This is a genomic window from Sphingomonas sp. R86520, from assembly GCF_042466285.1.
Lineage (GTDB): Bacteria > Pseudomonadota > Alphaproteobacteria > Sphingomonadales > Sphingomonadaceae > Sphingomonas.
This window is the reverse complement of record NZ_JAXHBZ010000001.1, coordinates 2,209,275-2,231,497: the sequence shown is the minus strand read 5'-3', so window position 1 is coordinate 2,231,497 and position 22,223 is coordinate 2,209,275. Positions and strand designations below refer to the sequence as shown.

At 65.9% G+C, this 22,223-nt stretch carries 21 protein-coding genes and 1 tRNA gene; 10 read left to right on the top strand and 12 right to left on the bottom strand.

Features of this window, described 5'->3' with window-relative positions; genetic code table 11:
• Positions 1-112: 112 nt before the first annotated feature.
• The 6 genes from SJY41_RS10170 to SJY41_RS10145 all read left to right on the top strand — a co-directional run bounded on the left by SJY41_RS10170 (position 113) and on the right by SJY41_RS10145 (position 9,086).
• On the top strand, positions 113-3,637 hold the full coding sequence (locus tag SJY41_RS10170; RefSeq protein ID WP_380781368.1) for an autotransporter domain-containing protein: 3,525 nt from the start codon (positions 113-115) through the stop codon (positions 3,635-3,637).
• Positions 3,638-3,788: 151 nt separating this feature from the next.
• Positions 3,789-4,259: a MarR family winged helix-turn-helix transcriptional regulator gene (locus SJY41_RS10165; RefSeq protein WP_380781366.1), complete on the top strand. Its 471-nt coding sequence runs from the start codon at positions 3,789-3,791 to the stop codon at positions 4,257-4,259.
• A complete protein-coding gene (locus tag SJY41_RS10160) occupies positions 4,256-5,665 on the top strand; it encodes an efflux transporter outer membrane subunit (protein ID WP_380781364.1) in 1,410 nt (469 codons plus the stop codon). The genes SJY41_RS10165 and SJY41_RS10160 overlap by 4 nt, the downstream gene beginning before the upstream one ends.
• A complete protein-coding gene (locus SJY41_RS10155) occupies positions 5,662-6,846 on the top strand; it encodes an efflux RND transporter periplasmic adaptor subunit (protein WP_380781362.1) in 1,185 nt (394 codons plus the stop codon). The genes SJY41_RS10160 and SJY41_RS10155 overlap by 4 nt, the downstream gene beginning before the upstream one ends.
• 286 nt (positions 6,847-7,132) lie before the next feature.
• Positions 7,133-8,677 (top strand): DHA2 family efflux MFS transporter permease subunit, encoded by a 1,545-nt coding sequence (locus SJY41_RS10150; protein WP_380781360.1) that lies wholly within the window; start codon positions 7,133-7,135, stop codon positions 8,675-8,677.
• A 133-nt stretch (positions 8,678-8,810) separates the two neighbouring features.
• Positions 8,811-9,086 carry a hypothetical protein gene (locus tag SJY41_RS10145; RefSeq protein WP_380781358.1) on the top strand — a complete coding sequence of 92 codons (276 nt, stop codon included), beginning with the start codon at positions 8,811-8,813 and terminating at the stop codon, positions 9,084-9,086.
• Here SJY41_RS10145 and SJY41_RS10140 read toward each other — a convergent pair.
• Positions 9,079-10,152, bottom strand: a complete 1,074-nt coding sequence (locus SJY41_RS10140; protein WP_380781356.1) for a lactonase family protein — start codon at positions 10,150-10,152, stop codon at positions 9,079-9,081. The two genes, SJY41_RS10145 and SJY41_RS10140, sit on opposite strands and share 8 nt — an antisense overlap.
• A 362-nt stretch (positions 10,153-10,514) precedes the next feature.
• Between SJY41_RS10140 and SJY41_RS10135 the strand changes: the two genes are divergently transcribed.
• Positions 10,515-10,772 (top strand): hypothetical protein, encoded by a 258-nt coding sequence (locus SJY41_RS10135; protein WP_380781354.1) that lies wholly within the window; start codon positions 10,515-10,517, stop codon positions 10,770-10,772.
• A gap of 22 nt (positions 10,773-10,794) precedes the next feature.
• Here SJY41_RS10135 and SJY41_RS10130 read toward each other — a convergent pair whose 3' ends face one another.
• From SJY41_RS10130 to SJY41_RS10080, 11 genes are all read right to left on the bottom strand, one after another.
• The gene (locus tag SJY41_RS10130; protein WP_380781352.1) at positions 10,795-11,070 is read right to left on the bottom strand and encodes a hypothetical protein; all 276 of its coding nucleotides are present in this window, start codon (positions 11,068-11,070) and stop codon (positions 10,795-10,797) included.
• A 130-nt stretch (positions 11,071-11,200) separates the two neighbouring features.
• On the bottom strand, positions 11,201-12,328 hold the full coding sequence (dapE, locus tag SJY41_RS10125; protein WP_380781350.1) for a succinyl-diaminopimelate desuccinylase: 1,128 nt from the start codon (positions 12,326-12,328) through the stop codon (positions 11,201-11,203).
• 10 nt (positions 12,329-12,338) lie between these two features.
• Positions 12,339-13,010 carry a glutathione S-transferase family protein gene (locus SJY41_RS10120; RefSeq protein WP_380781348.1) on the bottom strand — a complete coding sequence of 224 codons (672 nt, stop codon included), beginning with the start codon at positions 13,008-13,010 and terminating at the stop codon, positions 12,339-12,341.
• Between the two features lie 9 nt (positions 13,011-13,019).
• Complete coding sequence (locus tag SJY41_RS10115; protein ID WP_380781347.1) at positions 13,020-14,015, bottom strand: phosphatase PAP2 family protein; 996 nt, start codon at positions 14,013-14,015, stop codon at positions 13,020-13,022.
• Positions 14,016-14,383: 368 nt separating this feature from the next.
• On the bottom strand, positions 14,384-15,808 hold the full coding sequence (locus SJY41_RS10110) for a S41 family peptidase (protein ID WP_380781345.1): 1,425 nt from the start codon (positions 15,806-15,808) through the stop codon (positions 14,384-14,386).
• Positions 15,809-15,890: 82 nt separating this feature from the next.
• Positions 15,891-16,508 (bottom strand): ribosome biogenesis GTP-binding protein YihA/YsxC, encoded by a 618-nt coding sequence (gene yihA, locus SJY41_RS10105; protein ID WP_093399584.1) that lies wholly within the window; start codon positions 16,506-16,508, stop codon positions 15,891-15,893.
• A 71-nt stretch (positions 16,509-16,579) separates the two neighbouring features.
• Positions 16,580-18,289: a membrane protein insertase YidC gene (gene yidC / locus SJY41_RS10100; protein WP_380781343.1), complete on the bottom strand. Its 1,710-nt coding sequence runs from the start codon at positions 18,287-18,289 to the stop codon at positions 16,580-16,582.
• Positions 18,286-18,543, bottom strand: coding sequence for a membrane protein insertion efficiency factor YidD (gene yidD, locus SJY41_RS10095; protein ID WP_380781341.1), 258 nt, complete (start codon positions 18,541-18,543; stop codon positions 18,286-18,288). The genes yidC and yidD overlap by 4 nt, the downstream gene beginning before the upstream one ends.
• Positions 18,544-18,739: 196 nt before the next feature.
• A complete protein-coding gene (rnpA, locus tag SJY41_RS10090; RefSeq protein WP_380781339.1) occupies positions 18,740-19,096 on the bottom strand; it encodes a ribonuclease P protein component in 357 nt (118 codons plus the stop codon).
• Between the two features lie 56 nt (positions 19,097-19,152).
• Positions 19,153-19,287 carry a 50S ribosomal protein L34 gene (rpmH, locus tag SJY41_RS10085; RefSeq protein ID WP_031393806.1) on the bottom strand — a complete coding sequence of 45 codons (135 nt, stop codon included), beginning with the start codon at positions 19,285-19,287 and terminating at the stop codon, positions 19,153-19,155.
• A gap of 87 nt (positions 19,288-19,374) precedes the next feature.
• The gene (locus SJY41_RS10080; protein ID WP_380781337.1) at positions 19,375-19,626 is read right to left on the bottom strand and encodes a hypothetical protein; all 252 of its coding nucleotides are present in this window, start codon (positions 19,624-19,626) and stop codon (positions 19,375-19,377) included.
• Positions 19,627-19,794: 168 nt separating this feature from the next.
• On the opposite strand from SJY41_RS10080, the gene SJY41_RS10075 reads away from it, so the two are divergent.
• From SJY41_RS10075 to SJY41_RS10065, 3 genes are all read left to right on the top strand, one after another.
• Positions 19,795-21,303: a YifB family Mg chelatase-like AAA ATPase gene (locus SJY41_RS10075; RefSeq protein ID WP_380781335.1), complete on the top strand. Its 1,509-nt coding sequence runs from the start codon at positions 19,795-19,797 to the stop codon at positions 21,301-21,303.
• A gap of 67 nt (positions 21,304-21,370) precedes the next feature.
• Positions 21,371-21,455: transfer RNA gene (locus tag SJY41_RS10070), tRNA-Leu, on the top strand.
• 87 nt (positions 21,456-21,542) lie between these two features.
• Positions 21,543-22,214 carry a cell wall hydrolase gene (locus tag SJY41_RS10065; RefSeq protein ID WP_380781333.1) on the top strand — a complete coding sequence of 224 codons (672 nt, stop codon included), beginning with the start codon at positions 21,543-21,545 and terminating at the stop codon, positions 22,212-22,214.
• Positions 22,215-22,223 lie beyond the last annotated feature (9 nt).

The following is a 22,223-nucleotide window of genomic DNA, read 5'->3' as shown; positions in this document are numbered from 1 at the left end:
GACACGCTCCGGGTTCTGAACCTTTCGTCGATTGCGTTCAAAAAATCGCAGCCATACCCTCGATGAAAGAACGCACGTTTCGGACGAAACGGCGCTAATCAGGAGGATCCAGATGACCAATGTTACCTTGCGTGCCGTGTCGCGCCATGTGCGCACGAGCCTGCTGGCATCGACCGCGCTCCTGGCATCGGCGCTCGCCCCGACAATGGTATCGGCACAGGATCGCCCGACCGGTGCCGATACGATATCCTATGGCAGTTCGCTCAACCCCGTCGACCTCGTGAATGCGCCGAGCATCGTCATCAGTGCGCCCGGTACGCCGACATCGGCACAGGATCCGGCCAACGGCGTGAACGGCGTCGGCCAGATGACGATCGCGTCGGCCAGCGGGGGGCTCGGCATCTGCACCGGTACGCTGATCAACCCCCGGACGGTCATCTTCGCAGCGCACTGCGTCAACGAGAACGACGCCGGTACCGGCGCTCAGGATCCCTGGGGCTATGGGTCGCAGGGCGGCGGTATCCCGATCGCGTTCGGCTTTGCGCAGAACAACTTGCCGGCCGTACGCGACTGGTACCTGGGCACCACTGCAACGGGTGCGGCCAACCCCAACCAGTTCAAGACCAGCACCGCCAACTTCCTCTACAACGTCAACCAGGTCGTCTATAACGCCGACTCGCTGAAGCTCGGGCTCGGGCAGAATTTTATCCAGGGCGACGTCGCGATCGCGACGCTCGATACGCCAGCGGCCAACGTGCCGACCTGGGCATTGCTGCTGTCCGCATTGCCTGCGCCGGCGGCGATCAGCGACACGGCCGGCACCGGGTACCATGTGACGATCACGGGTTATGGTCGCAGTGGTCAGGGTGGCACGGTGACGGGCGATACCAATGGCATCGACTACCGTCGCCGCATCGCGGAGAACACGATCGGCATCCTCGGCTCGTTCGACGACCGCGACGCATTCCTGTTCGGATCGACCGACGCTCTGCCGCAGAACCTGTACCAGCTCGACTTCGACGATCCGCGTCGCGGCACGGCGGCAGCGAGCCCATACGACTTCAACCTGTTCAAGGACGACGCGTTGCCCAACGAGGGCACGACGGCGGGCGGCGACTCGGGTGGTCCGCTGATCCTCGATCGCACGTTCGCCAAGCAGGTCGTGATCGGCGTGCTGTCGGGTGGCAGCCGGTTCTACGGTGAGACCCCGTTCGGCGCCTATGGCACACAGAGCTTTTATCAGCCGCTGTACCTTTTCTCCGACTATATCGCAGCCAATAACCCGTATCGCTATGCCCAGACGAAGGCTGGCGACGGGTCGTGGACCGATGCGTCCCACTGGGTGACCGCGCTCGATCCGAATTACCAGATCATCGTCGATGGCAAGCTGGTCAACGGCGTGCCGACCACCCCCGGTGCGGGAATCGCCGGTGACGGCAACAAGTTCGGCCAGGTCTGTTTCGACACGGATTGCATCGACGTGAAGACGGGCATCGAGACCGTCGACGGCGTACCGGTGACGACCAAGAGCGACGCGCCGGCGGTGGCGGCGACGACCGCCAAGGCGCCGACATCCGGTGCCGCGGCGGCGGGGTTGATCCTCGAAACCGTGGCGCACGGGGGCAAGGCCGACGGGACGCTGCTGAGCAACGCCGACGACGTCGCACAAGCTGGAGGCGATGCGGTAGCACTGGCGGTGTTGTCGCCGACGCTGGCCAACGGCCTGCCGGGTGCGACCAATTTCGTGCCGAACAACATCGATCCCGACCGGACGATCCAGCGCAGCGCACGTTATTACGACGTGACGTTGTCGGCAGCGGGCACGACCACGCTCGGCTCGGCGGTAACGGTCGACAAGTTCACGGTCGCGGGCAGCACGGCGAAGCTGGCGGTGACGGCGGCAGGATCACTAACCAGCCTGATGACGATCAACCAGGTGACGGGTGTCGTCCAGAACGACGGGACGATCTCGACGCGGGGCGATTACTTCATGCTGTCGGGCCTGCTGACCGGATCGGGCCGCATCAACACGCCGTTCTTCACCAGCGTCGCCGGCATGATCGCGCCGGGCACCACGGGAACGATCGGCACGCTGACGGTCGGTGGCAACGGCGTGCTGGCGTCGGGAACGAACCTGTTGATCGATCTCGGGCCGAACGGCACGTCCGACAAGCTCGCGTTCGTCGCGACCACCTTCAACGCGGCGGGCGCGGCGACCAACGGGATCGTCAATCTGGGCGGCAAGGTCGGCTTCGCGCCGGTCGCGGGCCAGACGATCCGGTACAACGACCTCTACACGATCGTGACCGCGCAGGGCGGCATCACCGGCAGCTTCGGCGCGGCAACGCCGTTCAGCGCAATCCTGACGCCGAGCTATGTCTACACCGCCAATTCGGTCCAGGTGCGGATCCTCGCCGGGCAGTACCGCAACGTCGTCGCCGCGACGCCGGTCCAGTCCGCCTATGCAGGCCTGCTCGACCAGAACCGGTCGAACTACGCGGCGTTGAGCGGCGTGTATGGTTCGCTCGACCTGCAGAACGCCGCAACGATCCGCTCGACGCTCGAGGGTCTCGCTCCTCGCGCGGAAACGTTGAAGACGAGTCTCGGCATCGCCTCGGTGGACACGGCGTCGCGTTTCTACCGCGACCACATCGCACAGATCGACACGCGGGGCGGACTTGGCGGCACGCTGGCGATGATCGGCAAGCCGGTCCAGGTCGCATCGCTGATGGCGAGCGACATGCCTGGCGGGCAGGGCATGATGAGCGATTCGAGCGGTACGGTGCTCCAGGAGGGCAAGCTGCCCGAGGACATGGGCGGCTTCATCGCCGGTGGGTATATCGACGGCCATAGCCGGTCGATGCCGGGGACTAATCCGTTAGGCGGGCGCGACACGTTCGATGGGTATTTCGTCGCTGCCGGGCTGGAGAAGCAGGCAGGCGAGGGCAGCGTAATCGGCTTCTCGTTCTCGTACACCAACACCGACGGCACCACTGGCGGAATCGCACAGCGCGCCAAGGGCGAACTGTTTCAAGGCACGCTGTACGGCAAGCTCGAGAGCGCATCGGGGATCGTCCTCGATACGCAGTTCAGCGCGGGCGCATTCGTCGCGAAGACCGATCGCAGCGTCGGGTTCGTCGGCACCAACTACCGCCTGCGCAGCTCCGACAATGCGTTGACCGTGGTGAGCGAAGTCGGGCTCGGCAAGGCGTTCGACCTGTCGATGCTGAAGGTCGGCCCGCGCGTGTCGATCCGGGCAAGTCATATCGGCTTCGGCAAGTCGGTCGAGAATGGCGGCGGGCCTGCGCTGTTCGTGGATCGCGACAGCTTCGACAGTCTGCAGGGACGTGCCGGGCTGACGCTCAGCGGCGGCGCTTCGATCAAGCCCTATGCGGCGGCGAACTTCGTCCATGACTTCCAGTCGACGCCGGGCGTGTTCGGCGCCAACTTCGTCGGCGGGATCGGCCCGAATGCGCTGTTCGCGCTGGCCGGGCGGGACAAGAACTGGGGTGAGATCAGCGCAGGACTGACGCTGGTCGGCGACCGGGTGGACGTGTCGGTCGGCGCCGACACGACCGTCGAGCGCAAGGACGTATCGAACCAGTCCTACAAGGGATCGATCACGCTGCGCTTCTGATCGACTGACCTGCCGCCGGGTCGCGCCGGTACGAAAAGGGCCATCCGTACGCGCGGGTGGCCTTTTTCGTTTCGAGCAGGCGACGATCGAAACCCTTCAACATGCAAAACGCGCAATTGACTGCCTGGGCAATGGTTGCCATGGCAACCATATGGCGTTTTACACGAAAACTGATTTCGGGCCGGACTGTTCACTCGGCTACCTCGCGCGGCGGATCCACCAGATCGGGCAGAGCCTGATCGAGCCCGTCTTCGTGGCAGAGGGGCTGTCGGGCACGCAGTGGTCGGCACTCATGTCGATCCTGGCCGGGCGCGCGGCGACCTGTGCCGACCTCGCGCGGGATCTCGCGCATGACAAGGGTGCGACGACCCGGTTGGTCGATGCCATGGAGCAAAATGGCTGGGTAACGCGGTCGCGCGCGAGCGACGACCGGCGGGTGCTCAATCTCGAACTGACGCCAAACGGTGAAGCGGTCGCGATCCGGTGTCGCGATACTATCATCAAATACTGGAACACCCTGCTGACGGGCTGGGACAGGACCGAGATAGAGACGCTCATCGAACTGATGCAGAAACTTCGCACCACGCTGGACGATGCTTTGACCGAGGGACTTCGACCATGAAGATAGGCATCGCACTCGTGCCGGTGACGGTCGCGTGGCTGTTGACGGGATGCGCAATTCCCGAGTCCAGGGCGATCGTAGAGCCGCTATCGGCCAGCACCCTGGGCCTTGCGGCGGACCGGGCGCCGGTAATCGCGGCGGATTGGTGGCGCGGGTTTGGCGATCCACAGCTCGATCGGCTGGTGAGCGATGCGGTGGCGGGTAATCCGTCGCTGGACGCTGCGTTGGCGCGGGTCGCGCAGGCGCAGGCGGTGTTGTCGACGCGGCGTGCGGACAACGGCCCGGACGTGACGCTCGATGCCCAGGAGCAGTTCGCGCGGCTGAGCGGGCGCTACACCATTCCGCCGCCCTATGCGGGGACGACGCGGTTCGTCGGGACGGCGGCGGCGAACCTCAGCTGGAACCTCGATCTGTTCGGGCGGCAGAAGGCGGCGATCGTCGGTGCGCGGGCTTCGGTGCGGGCGGCGGCGCTCGACGTGGCGGCGGCGCGGTTGGCGCTGTCGGGCGCGGTGGTGCAGACGTATATCGACCTCGAACGCGCCGAGGCGCAGGCGGGGATCGCGCGGCGGACGATCGCGACGCGCGAAAATACGTTGCGGCTGGTGAACGTGCGGATCCGCAACAAGCTGAGCAGCAAGCTGGAGGCGCAGGCGGCGACGACGTTGCTGGCGCAGGCCCGACAGGCTTTGCTGCGCGCGGAGGCGGGGCAGGTGCTGGCGAAGAATGCGCTGGCGGCGCTTGCCGGGCGGGGGGTGGATTACGCCGTGGCTATCGGTGCGACTGCGTTGAGGCTCGACGCGGTCTTGCCGCTGCCTGCGACGGTTCCCGCCGACCTGCTTGCGCGTAGGGCCGACATCGCGGCGGCACAGGCGCGGATCGAGGCGGCTGCAGCCGGGCGCCAGGTGGCGCGGAAGGCGTTCTATCCTAACGTGAACCTGGCGGCGCTGGCGGGGTTCCAGGCAATCGGGCTCGGCAATCTCGTGTCGCTCGATGCGGGGACGGTCGGTGCTGGGCCGGCGATCCACCTGCCGATCTTCGACAATGGCCGGCTGAAGGCGGATCTGGCGGGCGCGACTGCGGTGCTGAATCTGGCGACCGCCGATTACAACGACCGGGTCGTCGGCGCGGTGCGCGAGGCGGCGGATGCGGTCGCGCGGATCGGTGCGCTGGATGCCGACCGGACGCGACAACGCGAGGTGGTTCGCGGCTATGCCGAGACCGGGCGATTGAACGCGATACGGGTGTCGAGCGGACTCGATAGCCGACTCGATCTCGTCGACAATGATGTGCGGCTGCTCGCCGCCGAACAGGCCGATGCCGACCTTGCCGCCAATGCCGCGCAACAGCGCGTCCAGCTGGTGCTGGCGCTGGGCGGTGGTTTCGATTTGCAGGATTTGAACCGATGACCGACACGCAGACACCCCCACCTGTTTCGGCACCTGTTGCGGCACCAGCTGCTCCCGCCGGTAATCCGCAGGGGCGCAAGCGCGCGCTGACGATCCTGGGCGTGGTCGTCGTGATCGCCGCGATCGTGTGGGCGGTGTTCCACTTCCTGCTCGCCGCGCCTGCGCAGGCGACCGACGACGCGTATGTCGCGGGCGACGTGGTGGCGATCACTGCACGCGATCCGGGGCAGGTGACTGCGATCTACGCCGACAACACCCAGGTGGTGAAGGCGGGGCAGCCGTTGATCGATCTCGATGCGGCGACGGCGGATGTCGGTGTCGCGTCGGCGGAGGCCGAACTGGCGCGCGCGGTGCGGTCGACGCGGTCGGACTTTTCGAAGGTGAACGAGACCGGTGCGGCGGTGGTGCAGGCCGAGGCCGAACTGGCGCGGGCGCGGAACGATCTCGCTCGTCGGCGAGGCGCTGCTGCCGAAGGCGCGATCTCGGGTGAGGAACTGAGCCATGCGGCGGACCAGGTGAAGGTGGCGAGCGCGACGCTGCAACTCGCGCGGAGCCAGCAGGCGCAGTCGCAGAACGGCGTCGCGGGAACCACTGTTTCGAACAACCCGGCGGTGATGGCGGCGATCGCAGCCTATCGGCGCGCGGCGATCACGCGCAGCCACATGCACGTCGTCGCGCCAATCGACGGGGTCGTGGCGCAGCGGACGGTGCAACTCGGCCAGCAGGTGTCGGCGGGGATGCCGTTGATGGCGGTGGTGCCGCTCGATCGGGTGTGGGTCGACGCGAACTTCCGCGAGACGCAGCTGCGTGATCTGCGGATCGGACAGCCGGCGACGGTGACCGCCGATATGTATGGCGACGACCTGGTCTATCACGGGCATGTCGTCGGGCTGGGGGCGGGAAGCGGTAACGCGTTCGCGCTGCTGCCACCGCAGAATGCGAGCGGGAACTGGATCAAGATCACCCAACGCGTGCCGGTCCGGATCGCGCTCGACAAGGAGGAGTTGCGACGGAACCCGTTGCGGGTCGGACTGTCGGTGAATGCGACGGTCGGTACCGCCGACAAGTCCGGGACGATGGTCGGGCGGCCGGCGGTCGCCGCGTACAAGGGGCTCGCGACCGGGCAGGGGGATGCGGCGGTCGATGCGAAGATCCGGCAGATCATCGCGGCTAACCGGTGATGATCGTGCTTTGGCAGACCGCGTGGGTGGAAACGAGCGGCGGCTCCCGCGTCCGTGTTCTCCCGCGACGGCGGAAGCCCAGTCTGGGTCCCCGCCTTCGCGGGGAAACAGGGAACGGGCGGTCCGCTTTGCTTGGAATACCACCCCGGCGGAGGCCGGGGCCCAGTTGGAGAGGTGGTCGTAACGGAACGCCGCCTTTCATCAGCGACGTTTCCCAATTGGGCCCCGGCCTTCGCCGGGGGGGCGTCTCCGCTGGGGTACCTTGCTCAAAACGGAGCGCTGCATAATGGCCGCGCCCTCTGGTCCCGGTCCCGCCCCCCTCGTCGGCGGATCGCTCGCGCTCACCGCCTTCGCGCTCGCGCTGGGCACGTTCATGCAGGTGCTCGACACGACGATCGCCAACGTGTCGCTGCCGACGATCGCCGGCAATCTCGGCGTATCGAGCGATAATTCGACGTGGATCGTGACCGCGTTTGCCGTCGCCAACGGTGTGGCCGTGCCGCTTACGGGCTGGCTGATGGGCCGGTTCGGCGTGGTGCGGACGTTCTGCGTGTCCGTGTTCCTGTTCACGATCGCGTCGTTCCTGTGCGGGATCGCATGGGACCTGCCGTCGCTGATCGGGTTCCGCGTGCTCCAGGGCGCGGTCTCGGGGCCGATGATTCCGGGCAGCCAGGCGCTGCTGATCGCGATCTTCCCCGCGCACAAACGCGGGACGGCGCTGGCGATCTGGTCGATGACGACGCTGGTCGCGCCGATCATGGGGCCGATCCTCGGCGGCTACATCTCCGACAATTACCATTGGAGCTGGATTTTCCTGATCAACGTGCCGTTTGGCGTGTTCACGGCGTTCGTCTGCTGGAACAAGCTGGGCAAGCGCGACACGCCGACGCGCAAACTGCCGATCGACCAGGTCGGGTTGATCCTGCTGGTGATCTGGGTCGGCGCGTTGCAGATCGTGCTCGATCTCGGCAAGAACGACGACTGGTTCGCGGCCGACCGGATCGTCATCGCTACCGTGATCGCCGCGATCGGTTTCGTCGGCTGGCTGATCTGGGAGCTGACGGATGCCAACCCGGCGGTGAACCTGTCGCTGTTCAAGAACCGCAATTTCGCGATCGGCACGACCGCGTTCTGCCTCGGTTATGCGGTGTTCTTCGCCAACACGCTGCTGCTGCCGCTCTGGTTGCAGACGCAGATGGGCTATACCGCGACCTGGGCCGGGCTGGTCGCTGCCCCGTCGGGTGCGGTCGCGGTGATCCTGACGCCGTTCGTCGCCAAGCTTGCGGGCAAGTTCGATGCGCGAATCCTCGCCAGCGTGGCGTTCGCGGCGTTCGGCTACTCCTATTACCTGCGCTCGGGCTACACGACCTATGCGAGCTTCTACGACCTGATGCTGCCGATGCTGGTGCAGGGGATCGCGATGAGCACGTTCTTCCTGTCGATGCTGACGATTTCGTTCGACCGTATCCCGGCGGAACGGCTGCCGTCCGCGACGGGCATCTCGAACTTCGCCCGCATCACCGCGGGCAGCTTTGCCGCGTCGCTGATAACTACCGCCTGGGATCGCCGCGAGACGCTGCACCAGAGCCGGCTGTCGGAGGCGGTGGGCGCGGCGTCGCCGTACCAGATGGCGCGCGAGGGGCTGGCGCGGATGGGGCTTACCGACGTCCAGGCGGCGGCAGCGATCACGCGACAGATGGTCGGGCAGGCGTATCTGCTCGCCTCGACGGATTTGTTCCGGCTGTCGTCCTGGCTGTGTCTCGCGCTGATCGTCCTGGTCTGGTTCACGCGTCGCGCCGATCCGCCGCAGGGGCCGATCGCTGCGGACTAAGCCGGGGTATCTGTCATTTCCTTATGACCGAAACCGTGCCGGAACGATTGGCCGACGATCGAAACACTATCGCAACCAGTTGGTCCCTAACGGTGGCTTCACCAAAACGAACCGCCTGTGGGGGGCCAGACACATGATTATCAAGACAACCGCTTTGCGGATTGCATCGCTATGCCTGCTGGCCAGCGCAGTCCCGGCATGGGCCGGCGCACCGGTGACGTGCGTGCTGTCGACGAGCAAGCCGCGCCTGGTCTGCGACGAGGGGGCCTGCGTCCGCGTATCGGTCAAGGACCTGTGCGATGCCGTACGCGCCTCCTACCCGGTCAAGCGCCGCGCCCTGAAGCCGGTGCCGGTCGAGGCGAACCCGGTCCGCGAGGAACTGACGCTGCTGATCGCCAGCGTCAGCTGACGAACGCGAACGCGGCGCCCGGAACATGGGCCGCGATGTCGGTCGGGGCCAGCGTCCCGTCCGACAGGATGTCGAGGATCGTGACGCGGTGGTCGCGTTCGTGCACCACGACCGTCCGCCGCATGTCCTCCAGCAGCAGGAAGACACGCGGCGAAGCACCACCGCTGGCGACGTGCTGGATGAGATGCGGATCGCCGTCGTCGTCCAGCGCGAAGACCGCGATGCTGTCATGGCCGCGGTTCGACACGTAGAGCCGATCGCCTGCGGCGTTCGCGCCGATATGCGCGAGAATATTCGCGCCCTGCCACGCGGCGGGAAGCGTCGAGAGTGCAGCGCGGCGGCGGAGCGCGCCATCGTTGACGTCCAGCACGACTAGTGTGCTGTCGAGTTCACAGGCCAGATACGCGACGTTTCGATGACGGCCATGCAGCAGCATGTGCCGGGGCCCCGATCCAGCCGCTGCACCGAACGCCGTAACCGGCGTGCCGAGCGTCCCGGAATCTTCGTCGAACGGGAATGCGAGCACCGCATCCGTGCCGAGATCGGTCGCGTACAGCCAATGATTGTCATGGCTGAAGCCAACCCAATGCGCGTGCGGTGACTGCTGGCGTTCGACATTCGGGCCGCTGCCGGCGTTGACGTATATGATCGGCGGTTCGACCGGCAGGCCGCTGGTGCGATCCAGTCGAAATACGCTGACGCTCCCGCTGGCATAGTTGGCGACCGCTACGCAGGACTGCGTCTGGTCGAGCGCGACGTGGCAGGGCGCCGCGCCGCCGCTGCCGATCCGCGCAAGCCGAAGCCAACCCGATTCCGTGCGGCGGTGAACGCCGATCGCCCCGTCGTCCTGCTCGTCGACGAAGTAATGGAGGTCGAACCGCGAGGAATAGACACCGAACGCGGCGTTTCGCGCGCCGTCATAGGCGCCGTCATAGGCTAGGCCCGCGGCGAGGCTGTTTGCGTTCAATTGCAGTGGACACAGGCCGGCGCCACCTCCGCCGTCGTACGTTCCGATCCATAACGATCGGGGATCGGGCGTGGCGGAGCGGTTATCGGGCGATGTCATCGCCCGGCTTCTAACCGGGAGACGTGCCCAGCAGCATCACATTTCACCTCAGCGCTTGAGCAGCGCGATCAGTTGGTCCCGGTACAATCGCGCAAGATCCTCATGCATGCGTGCGATCGTCGCCGTCGGCGCGCGGCGCGCCAGCACCGATTGATCGTCCATGCGACGTTCGATCACGGAAGGGTGCGGCAGATAGTTCATCGGTCAAATGGTATGCCGGGTATGTTGCCGGCGCATGTCCCGCGAGGATCGAGCGTAGCACGCCCGCGAGTATCCGGACGGACCAGGGCCATTCTTGCCGCCTCGTCGAAACGCCGATCCGACGGCTGGTATTGTCGATGACGTTGGCCTAACCCGACGCGATGGGCGATCTGGATAGACTGGTACCTTCGGGGATCATCGAGCAATGGGTCTATCACCTGCGACGTCAGCGTTCGCGGGCGACCGACGCGATCTGGTTGATAGATCAGGGGTTTACCCTGCATGACGGGCAGGACGGCATACCGTCGCACGACGCGACCGAACGGTGGCGCGCCGAGCAGGAAACCGTAGTCGAGGAGGTCGCAGCGTTGCTGGCGCTGTATGACGGAATCAACCTGGGCAAGACCGATATCGTCTGAACCGGTCGGGTAGCGCGCACGCCTATTCGGCATCGCCGAAGCTTTCGCGCATCAGCCAACCGGTATGCTGGAGCGACGAGCTTTGTGGCCGTTCCGCATCGGGCATGGCGACGACGCGTTCGGCGGACGCCGCGAGATGAAGATGTCGCTCGCTGAGGGCAAGATGCGCGGCACGGCCGGTCTCGGTCTGCGAAGATTCCGCAAGCTTGTCCTCCTGCGCCGCCCGCTTGTGATGGTACGAGACCTGTAGGCGCCATGCGCGTACATTGGCACCTTCAGCCGGTGTTTCGTCGCTCATATTGACCTCCATGGCCCGGGCAACTTGATCTAGTTTAGTTGTATCTTCGATTAATATGCTGGTTAACGCATCGGATTCGGGTCAGAATACACCGATACGGTGCCGAGCGACAGCCGTAGCATCCGCGCCGTCAGCGCAACGCGCGAGTGATCACGCTATCGTAGATATCGGTCAACGTCCGCAGGTCTGCCACCGCGACCGCTTCGTCGATCTTGTGCATCGTCGCGTTGATGAGGCCGAATTCGACGACCGGGCAGAGTTTCGACAGGAAGCGGGCATCGGACGTGCCTCCGGTCGTCGAGAGTTCTGGCAGGATCCCGGTCGCCGCGACGATCGCATCCGATAGCAGGGTGGAGAACGCGCCAGGCTTGGTGAGGAATGCCTCGCCCGAGACGCGCCCGCTGACCACAGCATTGTCCGCGTGAGAGTGCGCGATCTTGCGGATGCGCGCGATCAGGTCCTCGCCGCGGTGACGGTCGTTGAAGCGAATGCTCAAACGTGCCGAAGCCTTTGCCGGAATGACGTTGTGCGCCGTATTGCCGACGGCGAGGTCGGTGACCTCGATGTTCGACGGCTGGAACCAGTCGGTCCCTTCGTCGAGGATCACGGCCTCGATCTCGGCGAGGATCGCGATCAGCCTGGGTATCGGGTTGTCGGCGAGGTGCGGGTAGGCGACGTGCCCCTGCCGGCCGGGAACGTCGATCCAGATATTGACCGAGCCGCGACGCCCGATTTTCACCATGTCGCCAAGCCGCGCCACGGAGGTCGGTTCGCCGACCAGGCAAAGATCGGGGACGATACCGCGCGCCGCCATGCGCTCCATCACAGCGACCGTGCCGTATGTAGCCGGACCTTCCTCGTCGCCGGTGATGATCAAGGACAGCGTGCCCCCGTCTCGAACGGCGTCGTTGCGGCTGGCGGCGGCGACGAACGCGGCGACTGCGCCCTTCATGTCGACGGCACCGCGCCCGTAGAGAAGATCGCCGCGAACCTCGCCCGAGCACGGCGATCCGGTCCAGCCGTCACCGGCAGGGACGACGTCGACATGACCCGCGAACGCGAGGTGGCGCGGGCCGTCGCCGCGCACCGCGAGCAGGTTCTCGACCGGCCCGTCAGGGGCTTCGCCGCTCACGAACCGGTCGACGGCGAAACCCAGCGGCACCAGCGCCGCCTCCAGCACGTCGAACACCGCGCCACGTGCCGGCGTGACGCTGTCCGCGCGGATCAGCGCCTGCGCTAACACGACCGGGTCGATCATGTCGGGTCGATCAGGCAGGGGTCGTCACGGGTTGCTCATATTGCTCGAGCACCCATTCCTCTTCCTGCGCCGCGGCGATCCAGTCCTGCATGAAGGGATGCTCGAACATCGCCTGCATGTAACCCGCGGCGAAGCGCGCGATCGGCAACTGATAGGTAACGATCCGCGTGACGACCGGTGCGAACATGATGTCCGCTGCACCGAACTGGCCGAACAGGAACTGGCCGTCACCGCCGAAGCGCGCGCGTGCCTGGGCCCAGATCTCCATGATCCGCTGTAGCTCGGCGACCACGTCGTCGTCGGGCGTGCGCGCGGGGAATACCTGGCGCACGTTCATGCTGTGCTTGCGGCGCAGCGCCTGGAAGCTCGAATGCATCTCGGCCGCCATCGACCGCGCCATCGCGCGTGCGGCGTTGTCCTCGGGCCAGAACCGCTCACGCCCGACCTTATCGGCGAGGTAGTCGACGATCGCGAGGCTGTCCCACACGACCGCGTCGTCGTCCCACAGGATCGGCACCTTGCCCGACGATGGCGCGAACTCGTCGCCGGAGCGGCGCTTTTCCCAATCGGCGTCGTACATCGGCACGACCACCTCTTCGAACGGAAGCCCGGATTGCTTGCAGGCCAGCCAGCCGCGCAGCGACCACGAGGAATAGGCCTTGTTGCCGATGATCAGTTTCATGAGGCTGGACTAGCGGGGCGGGTGTGCCGCGGCAACGCTCATGATCTCCCGCGGCATGATCCGGTGCAGCGTCGCGATCGCCGCCAGCGCGACCATCGTGCCGAGCAGGATGTCAATCAGGTAATGCGTGCCCTCGACCGGCGTCGACAACAGCATCGCGGCGTTCAGCGCGAGCACTGGCCAGCGCAGTCGCGGCATCCGCCAGGCGGCGTTGATGTACAGCGTTGCAGCGGCGGCATGAAAGCTCGGCGCGGAGACGATGCCGCGCAGATGGCCGAGATCGACCACCCGCTCGGTATGGGCGCGCAGGGCCGGGATCAGCCCCTGCTGCCACTGTTCGCTCTCGGGCATGTAGGCGATCGGATGATGCCACAGATACGAGAACGGCCCGACCGCGGGCATGAACGCGTAGAGGATGAGCGTGCCGATCGCGGTCAGCCAGAAGACCGCGAGGAAGCGGTGCGCCGCCACCCGGTCGCCGGCGAACGCGAAGATCGCGAACAGGATTGCAGGCGTCAGGTAGATGCTGCGATAGGCCGCTAGCCCCAGCCATTGCAGGACCGGCGTCGCGGCGACCAGCCGGTACCAGGCGAGCCAGTCGAAATGCAGCATCACGTCGATGCGCTGGAGTGCCGCATCGTGGAAGCCCCCGGTCATCGTCGCGACCGGGTAGCTCGCAACTGCGCCCATCAGCGCGAGCATCGTGAAGACGCCGTAATATTCGGCGCAATCGGCGACCGCGCGGGCATGGCGCCAGTTATTGTTGCGCAGCCCGAATCGCAGGACCAGCAGGATCAGGCCAGCGACGTAGAACGGCATATTGTCGACGTTCGACGGATCGATCGACAGGCCGGCGAGGTGCATCATCCCGGCCAGCGCCGCCAAGCTGGCGATCATGCCGCCACCGATCCACCAGCCATAATCGGGTAGCGCGGGGGTGGCGTACGCGGCTTCGCGGCGGATGTCGGCGATCGGGGAACGCGCTGTAATCGAGACGTCAATCATGGTCGGCGTGGGCGTATCACATTCTGGAGAACAAGTCGGCGTCGTCGGCCCAGCCGGCTTTCGCTTGGCTGAACGGAGTCGGTTGAGGGCGCTTGTACGCTACGGTTCACGGTGGGCGGTGGTGACGGTGGTGATCTCCTGTCGGACAGGCGACCGCCTTTGGTTACCTTTGCGATCTGCGCAGCCGTCATCCCAGCGAAAGCTGGGATCTCCGCGTTTGGCATCCGTCATCCACCACGCGGGAGACCCCAGCTTTCGCTGGGGTGACGGACTGGGGGAATGCGGCCGAGTGCCGAGTGCCGACCGCCGAAATTCCAGCGGCAAGGCCCGAGCGCCATTTACCGGCGCCGCTGGCCGCCGCCGCCCGCCTAGAACGAACCGGGCACCATGCGCTGGGCCGTGCTCGGTGCGGTGGACATCAGCAGGTCCTGGCGTACGACGGTGGTCCGCGCGGACTGTGCGCTCGCGGTGCCGGCGATCGCCGTGCAGCTACGCCCTGCCAGGAAGTCCAGCGCCTGCCGCGTCGATGCCTCACGCGGATCGCCGAGCGGATAACCGATATCGTCGTTCGCGCGACAGCTCGCTTCGACCTTCGTCGCCAACCCGTCGAAATAGGCGCCCTGTCGCGCGGCGTTCTGTGTCGCGAACGCGATCACGCGCAGACGGTCGTCGCAGTCGGGCTTGTCGAGCGCGATCTGCCCGACCGGCTTGCCGAAGGTGTTGGTGCCGATCAGCGCCGCGTTCGCGTGCAGGTACGGGATGAAGGCGTTGATCACGAATTCGCTCGCCGACGCGGTGCCGCCGGTACCGATGAAGGCGATCTTGGTCGGCGCGATCGATTCGGGCTGAGGCGCAAAGAAGCGCGTGCTGTTGTTCGCCGCCTTCTCGGTACGGAAGGTCGTGTAGTCGACGACCTCGGACGTCGATCGGTTCGCGCCCATCAGGTCGCTCAATAGCTCGGCCGTCGCGACCAGCCCGCCGCCATTGTAGCGCAGGTCGACGATGACGTTGGTGATGCCCTGCGCACGGAAGCGCGCGAACGCCTGACGCAACGCCGGGTCGGCGGTCGAGATGAAGGTGCGCAGGTTGACGTAGCCGACGCTCCGTCCGCCATCTTGGATGATCTGCGTGCCGTAGCGCGACGACACCGGCTGCAGCGTGAAATCGGACTTGGCAACGGTCACCGTGCGCGTGCCCGCGGCATCGGCGATCTGGAAAACGCGGGAAGTGCCGACGGTGTCCGGCCCCAATGCCGTCGTCAGACCGGCGCTGCCCTCCGCCGCCATGATCGCGGTGATCGTCCGCAGGTTCGAGGTCGTCGTGCCCACCGCCACGATCTCCGTCCCGCGATCGAGTCCGGCGGCCAGTGCGGGCGCGCCTTCGAAGGATTCGATGACATACAGGCGATTGGTCGAATCGATACCGAGCCGGAAGCCGAAGCCCGCGCTCGATCCGGAATTATAATAGGCGTTCTCGTCCTTGATCGACGTCAGATAGGTAAAATACCGATCCTTGCGCTGTGCCCGCGCGGTCGCGGTCAGCGCGTCGATATAATCGTCGACGGTCGTGTAGGGCGTGGGGCTGAGACTTGCGGGCAGGGTGTCCGGGAACAGGTACCATTCGCGCAGCTGCGCCGCGGCCCAATCCTGGCGCTCGCGCAACGAACACCCGGCGCTTGCCGTCGGGGTCGGTGAGGGCGTGCTGCCGCCCGTCGAAACATTCCCGCTGTCGCTACCCCCGCAGCCCGACAGCATCGCAGCCATCGCCAGCATCGCCCCGAAACGCACTCGCATACACACTCCCCTTTGTCGGGAAGCTACGAAGTTTGACACAGTGTGTCAGCCGAAAACAACAGACCGATCCGCAGTCGTTCTTTTAGCTGACGGCCTCAACCACCGCCGCACGAAGCTCGGGAATACCCATGCCGTATTCGCTCGACGTGACGAGGATGTCGGGATGCGCGGCCGGACGCTTGCGGGCTTCGATCGCGGTGCGCTCGGTGACATCGACCAGCTCGGACGCCTTGATCTTGTCCGCCTTGGTCAGGACCATGCGATAGCTGACCGCCGCCTTGTCGAGCATCTCGAGGATCTCGCGATCGACGTCCTTGATGCCGTGGCGCGAGTCGATCAGCACGAGCGCGCGCTTGAGGACATCCCGTCCGCGCAGGAAATCGTTGATCAGGAAGCGCCATTTCTTGACGACGTCCTTGGGCGCCTTCGCAAAACCGTAGCCGGGCATGTCGACGAGGCGGAACGCGAGCGGCGCGCCGACGTCGAAGAAGTTCAACTCCTGCGTACGGCCCGGCGTGTTCGACGTGCGCGCCATCGAGTTGCGCCCAGTGAGCGCGTTCAACAGCGACGACTTGCCGACGTTCGAGCGGCCGGCAAACGCCACCTCCGGCACCGACGCATCGGGCAGGAACTCCAGCGTCGGCGCGGACTTCAGAAAACCGACATGGCCGGCGAACAACTTCCGCGCATGCTCCAGCATTTCGGGCGTGAACGGCGCCTCGGTCTGCTCGAGGTCTGGACCGAGGTTCGCGCCGGGGTTGGGAACGTCGTTCACTTGGTCACCGGCGCTTTCAGGCCCGGATGGCGGGCATATAACAGCTTCTGCTGAATGATCGTCAGGCAGTTCGACGTGATCCAGTACACCTGGAGGCCGACCGCGAACGGCGCCATCACGAACATCAGCACCCATGGCAGCAACGCGAAGACCTGCTTCTGCGTGTCGTCCATCGGCGTCGGGTTCAGCTTGAACTGGAAGTACATGCTGATGCCCAGGATGATCGGCACGACACCGATCGCGATCATGTGCGGCGGCGTGAACGCGAGCAGGCCGAACAGGTTGAGCGGCGTCAGCGGATCCGGCGCGGACAGATCCTTGATCCACGCGACGAACGGCTGGTGACGCATCTCGATCGTCAGCATCAGCACCTTGTACAGCGCGTACATGATCGGGATCTGGAGCAGCGTGGGAGCGCAACCCGCGAGCGGATTGACCTTCTCCGCCTTGTACAGCGCCATCACTTCCTGCTGCATGCGGACCTTGTCGTCCTTATGCTTCTCCTGCAGCAGCTTCATCTTCGGCTGGACGGCGCGCATCGCGGCCATCGACTTGAACTGGCGCTGGGCGATCGGGAACAGCAGGCCGCGGATCGTTACCGTCAGCAGGATGATCGCAACGCCGAAGTTGCCGACCATGCGGAACAGCCAGTCGAGATAATAGAAGATCGGCTTCTCGACGATCCGGAACCAGCCCCAGTCGATCGCGTAGTCGAGCTTGGCGACGCCGCCGGCCTGATCGGTGTAGCGGTCGAGCAGGCGGACTTCCTTCGCGCCGGCAAAGAAGCGCGAGACCTGTGTGATCGACTGGCCGGGTGCAACCTGCTTGGGCTGTAGCGCGTAATCGGCCTGGTACGCCTTGTTGGCGCCGGCGCGGAACTGGCCGTCGAACGCCTGGCCCTGGTCCGGGATGATCGCGGTCAGCCAGTATTTGTCGGCAAAACCAAGCCAGCCGCCGGTCGTCGTGAACTTCTGCGCCGCGGCGTCGATGTCCTTGTAGTTCGGGCGGTAGTGCGCGCCGCCATTGTCGACCGACATCGGCCCGACATGGATCGTCATCGACGACGGATCCTTCGAGATGCCGACCCGGTTGACGAGGCCATAGGTGGCGACGGGGACGGGCGCGGTGCCGGCGTTGAGGACGGTCTGGCGGACCGTGAACATGTAATCCTGGTCGACCGCGATCTGGATGCGGAAGCGCTGGCCGGTGGCGTTGGTCGCGTCGAGCGTGACCGGCGTGGTCGGCGTCAGCGTGGTGGCGCCCGACGGCGTCCAGACGGCGTCGGCGGCGGGCGGGGCGAGGCCCTGCGCACGCCAGCCGAAGCTAGCGAAATACGCGTCGGGCGCGCCGGCGGGCGAAAGCAGGCGGATCGGCGGCGAGTTCTTCGCAACGGTCTCGTCATAGCCCTTGAGCACGAGATCATCGATCCGCGCGCCCTTCAGGTTGATGGAGCCGGACACGCGGGGCGTCTCGATGCGGATGCGCGGCGTGCTGGCGATCACCGCGTTGCGATCGCCGATCGCGGCGGCGCCGTCGGCAGCGGGATCGGCTGCGGGGTTCGCGACGGCCGTGGTCTTGCCGCCCTGGATCTTCGTGACCGGGGGATTCGCGGTCGGGAAAAACTTGCCCTGGATCAGCGGCCATCCGAACAGGATCAGCGCCGCGATCACCGCGAACAGCACGAAATTCTGCTTGTCGTCTTTCACAGGGCGGCGTCTTTCAGTTTCTTGTCGATATCTGGGGCATGGCCGGGAACTGGGTCAGGTCCGTACCCGCCCCAAGGATGGCAACGCGCGATACGCTTCGCCGCCAACCAGCCTCCCTTGAGCGCGCCATAGCGCCCAACGGCCTCGATTGCATAGGCGGAACACGAAGGATCATAGCGGCAGCTCGACGGCAGGACGAGGGAGGGGCCCAGTTGCCAGCCGCGCGCAATGAGGATGAGAAGGCGGGCTAGCACGATGTGGCCGAGCCTTGGAGGCCCTTAGATTGTTTCCCCGCGAAGGCGGGGACCCAGTCTGGGCTCCAGCCTTCGCGGGAGAACAAGGGGCGGGGGGCAATCGCCCGTTCTGCACCGCGCCACCCAATCTTAGATACCACCCCGGCGGAGGCCGGGGCCCAGTTGGGGAACGCAGCTAACGAAGGGCGGTGCTGCATCACGGCCGCTTTCCCACCTGGGCCCCGGCCTTCGCCGGGGTGGTGGTGTCCGCGGGGGTGGCAACCTTACCTGCTGGCGTGTCAGCAGCTTGCGGCGTAACCTTACGAAAAGCCTTACCCAGCTCGGTCCGCAACAAAGCGTAATCCCGCTCGACGCCGCCGTTGCGCCCGATCAACACATGATCGGCCCCGGCAATGCCGCGCTCTGTCAACAGCTCACGCGCCAACGCCCGCAACCGCCGTTTCATGCGATTCCGGACGACGGCGTTGCCGATTTTCTTGGTGACGGTGAAGCCGATTCGCATCGTGTCGTCACCGTCATCGCGGGGACGCATGAGCAGGACGAATCCTGGCATCGGTGCGCGCTTCCCCGCATTCGCCGCGAGAAAATCGCGGCGTTTGTCTAGAATGGTTAGGCCGACAACTTCTTGCGACCGCGGGCGCGGCGTGCGTGAATCACTGCCCGGCCGCCGACCGTCGCCATCCGTGCGCGGAAGCCGTGACGGCGTGCGCGTACCAGGTTGCTCGGCTGAAAGGTCCGCTTCATTGGTCATTCCCTAGGTCATCAAATAGAAAACGGCCGCCACAGGGACGGCCTTGATGGCTGGGCGCTTACGGAAAGGGGCGGGGTAAGTCAATTCACACCCGGCGCGACGGTAGCGTTTTTGACCGCCTTGGCCCGCTCATGCCGCCGCATCGCGCTCTGCCGACGCATCATCCGATCGACGAAATGTCCTGTCCGGGGCCAGCGGCGCTTCAATCGCGCCCATTTCAGCCGCGCCCACCGTGAATTGCGCAGGACCAGCACCATCCCGCCCGCGAACAGGAATATCCCGGCAGGTCCCGGCAGCGGTGCGAGCAGCGGCGCGCCCAGGATCAACAGCACACCGAGCCCTAACTGGCCGATGCGAAGAACGGGGGAGCGGACTGCTTTCACGGAGGGCATGTGGGTCCGGTGTATTAGGTTCGCAAGACGGCGTTCTGCCGCTCATGCTTGCAGACATGGCAAATCGGGTATGAATAAGGCGTGACGTCGTGTCGCGGGGGAGCGGGCATGGCAGCGATCGTTGCGACGGTGGCGTATCTCGGGCTGGAAGCGCGCGCGGTCGAGGTGCAAGTCCAGCTGATTCCAGGACTTCCCGCCTTCAACGTGGTCGGTTTGGCAGACAAAGCAGTCGGCGAAAGCCGCGAACGCGTGCGCGGCGCGATCGCCGGGATGGGGCTGTCGCTGCCGCCCAAACGTATTGCGGTGAACCTGTCGCCCGCCGATCTTCCGAAAGAAGGATCGCATTTCGATCTACCCATCGCGCTCGCCTTGCTCGCGGCGATGGGCGTGGTCGATGCCGAGGCCTTGGCCGATTACGTGATCGTTGGTGAACTCGGGCTCGACGCGCGGATCACTGCGTCGCCGGGCGTGCTGCTGGCGGCGCTCCATGCGTCGGAGATAGGGAAGGGGCTGGTTTGTCCCGCGGCTCAAGGCTCCGAGGCGGCTTGGGCGGGGGAGATCGAGGTGATCGCCGCGCCCGATCTCCTGACGCTGCTGAACCACTTCAAGGGCCACGGCCTTCTTAGTCCGCCCAAGCCCGGTGTCGCCGAACCCGCCGGTCACGGCCCCGATCTCCGCCAGGTAAAAGGACAGGAAACCGCGAAGCGCGCTCTGGAGATCGCTGCGGCCGGCGCGCACAATCTCCTGATGGTCGGTCCGCCCGGGTCGGGAAAGTCGCTGATGGCCTCGTGCCTGCCCGGCATCCTGCCGCCGCTCGATCCCGCCGAAGCGCTGGAAGTATCGATGGTGCAATCGGTCGCCGGCACGCTGACCGGCGGTCGCCTGACCCGCACGCGCCCGTTCCGTGCCCCGCATCATTCCGCATCGATGGCGGCGCTGACCGGGGGAGGGCTCAAGGTGAAGCCCGGCGAGGTCAGCCTCGCGCATCTCGGCGTGCTGTTCCTCGACGAACTTCCCGAATTCCAGCGTGCGGTCCTCGATTCGCTGCGCCAACCGCTGGAGACCGGAACCGTCAGCGTCGCTCGCGCCAATGCGCACGTCACCTTCCCGGCGCGGGTGCAGCTGATCGCCGCGATGAACCCGTGCCGGTGTGGCCACCTCGGCGATGCGAGCCTCGCCTGCGCGAGAGCGCCCAAATGCGCGGCCGACTATCAGGCGAAGGTGTCAGGGCCGCTGCTGGACCGGATCGATCTTCATATCGATGTCCAGGCCGTCAGCGCCGCCGACCTGATCCTGCCGCCGCCGACCGAAGGGTCCGCCGAAGTCGCCGCCCGCGTGGCTACCGCGCGGGCGATCCAGACCGACCGCTACCGCGACCATCCGGTCCGTACCAATGCCGAAGCCGACGGCCCGCTGCTCGATGCGGTAGCCACCCCCGACGAAGCCGGCCGTCGACTGCTCGCGCAAGCTGCCGGAGCGATGCGCCTGACTGCCCGCGGCTATACGCGTATCCTCCGGGTCGGCCGCACCATTGCCGACCTTGCCGGCAGTGAAACCGTTGGCCGCATCCATATCGCCGAAGCGCTCAGCTACCGCCGGCAGCCGCCAAGAAACTGAGGGCACGCATTTTGCGGCACCAAGTGGCTTGCGGCGGACGAAAGCTTCGTCTAGCCAACCCGCCGCTGCCCCTGTGGCGAAATTGGTAGACGCGACCGACTCAAAATCGGTTGCCGCAAGGCATGCTGGTTCGATTCCGGCCAGGGGCACCATCTCTTTCCAGCGATCCGGCTTTGACCCTAAGGGCGAGCAACATTCCGATCGTTTCCTTGCAAAAATTTCGTCGGTAAGGACGCGGGATGGCGAAGCGACCGGTCCGATATGTCTCATCGCGGCGGCGCAACCAGTCCAGGCTGAGGCCTTCGTCCGAGCATTGGCTTCTCCTGCTCGGCGCCGTGGTCGCGTTCGCGGCGATCTTCGGGTCGCTGACGGACCTGCCATGGCCAACCGAAACCACGACTGCGCACCGTAAGCCACGATTGACGATGGCGCAGGCGCGCGCGTCGAATGCGCTGGTCCCGATCGCGACCGACAAACGCAAACGCGCAAAACCGTTTCGCTTTGTCGGCGGCCCAGCCGCACGCCTGCAGGCGACGGAATGCCTGGCGACCGTGGCGCTCTACGAAGCCGGCAGCGATCGCGAGGGTCAGCGCGCGGTCATCCAGGTCGTGCTCAACCGGGTCGGCGCACGCGGCTTTCCCAAGACCGTGTGCGGGGTCGTCTATCAGGGGGCCGACCGCAAGACCGGGTGCCAGTTCTCGTTCACCTGCGACGGATCGCAGGCACGTCGCCCCGAGCATGACGGCTGGGAGCAGGCGCGGCATGCGGCCGAGCGGGCACTGAACGGCTATGTCTATTCCCCGGTCGGCGGCGCGACCCATTACCATACCGACTGGCTCGTACCGTATTGGCGCGGATCGCTGGTAAAGGTGGCGACGGTTAAGTCGCACATCTTTTACCAAAGGCGCTGAACGTGCCGT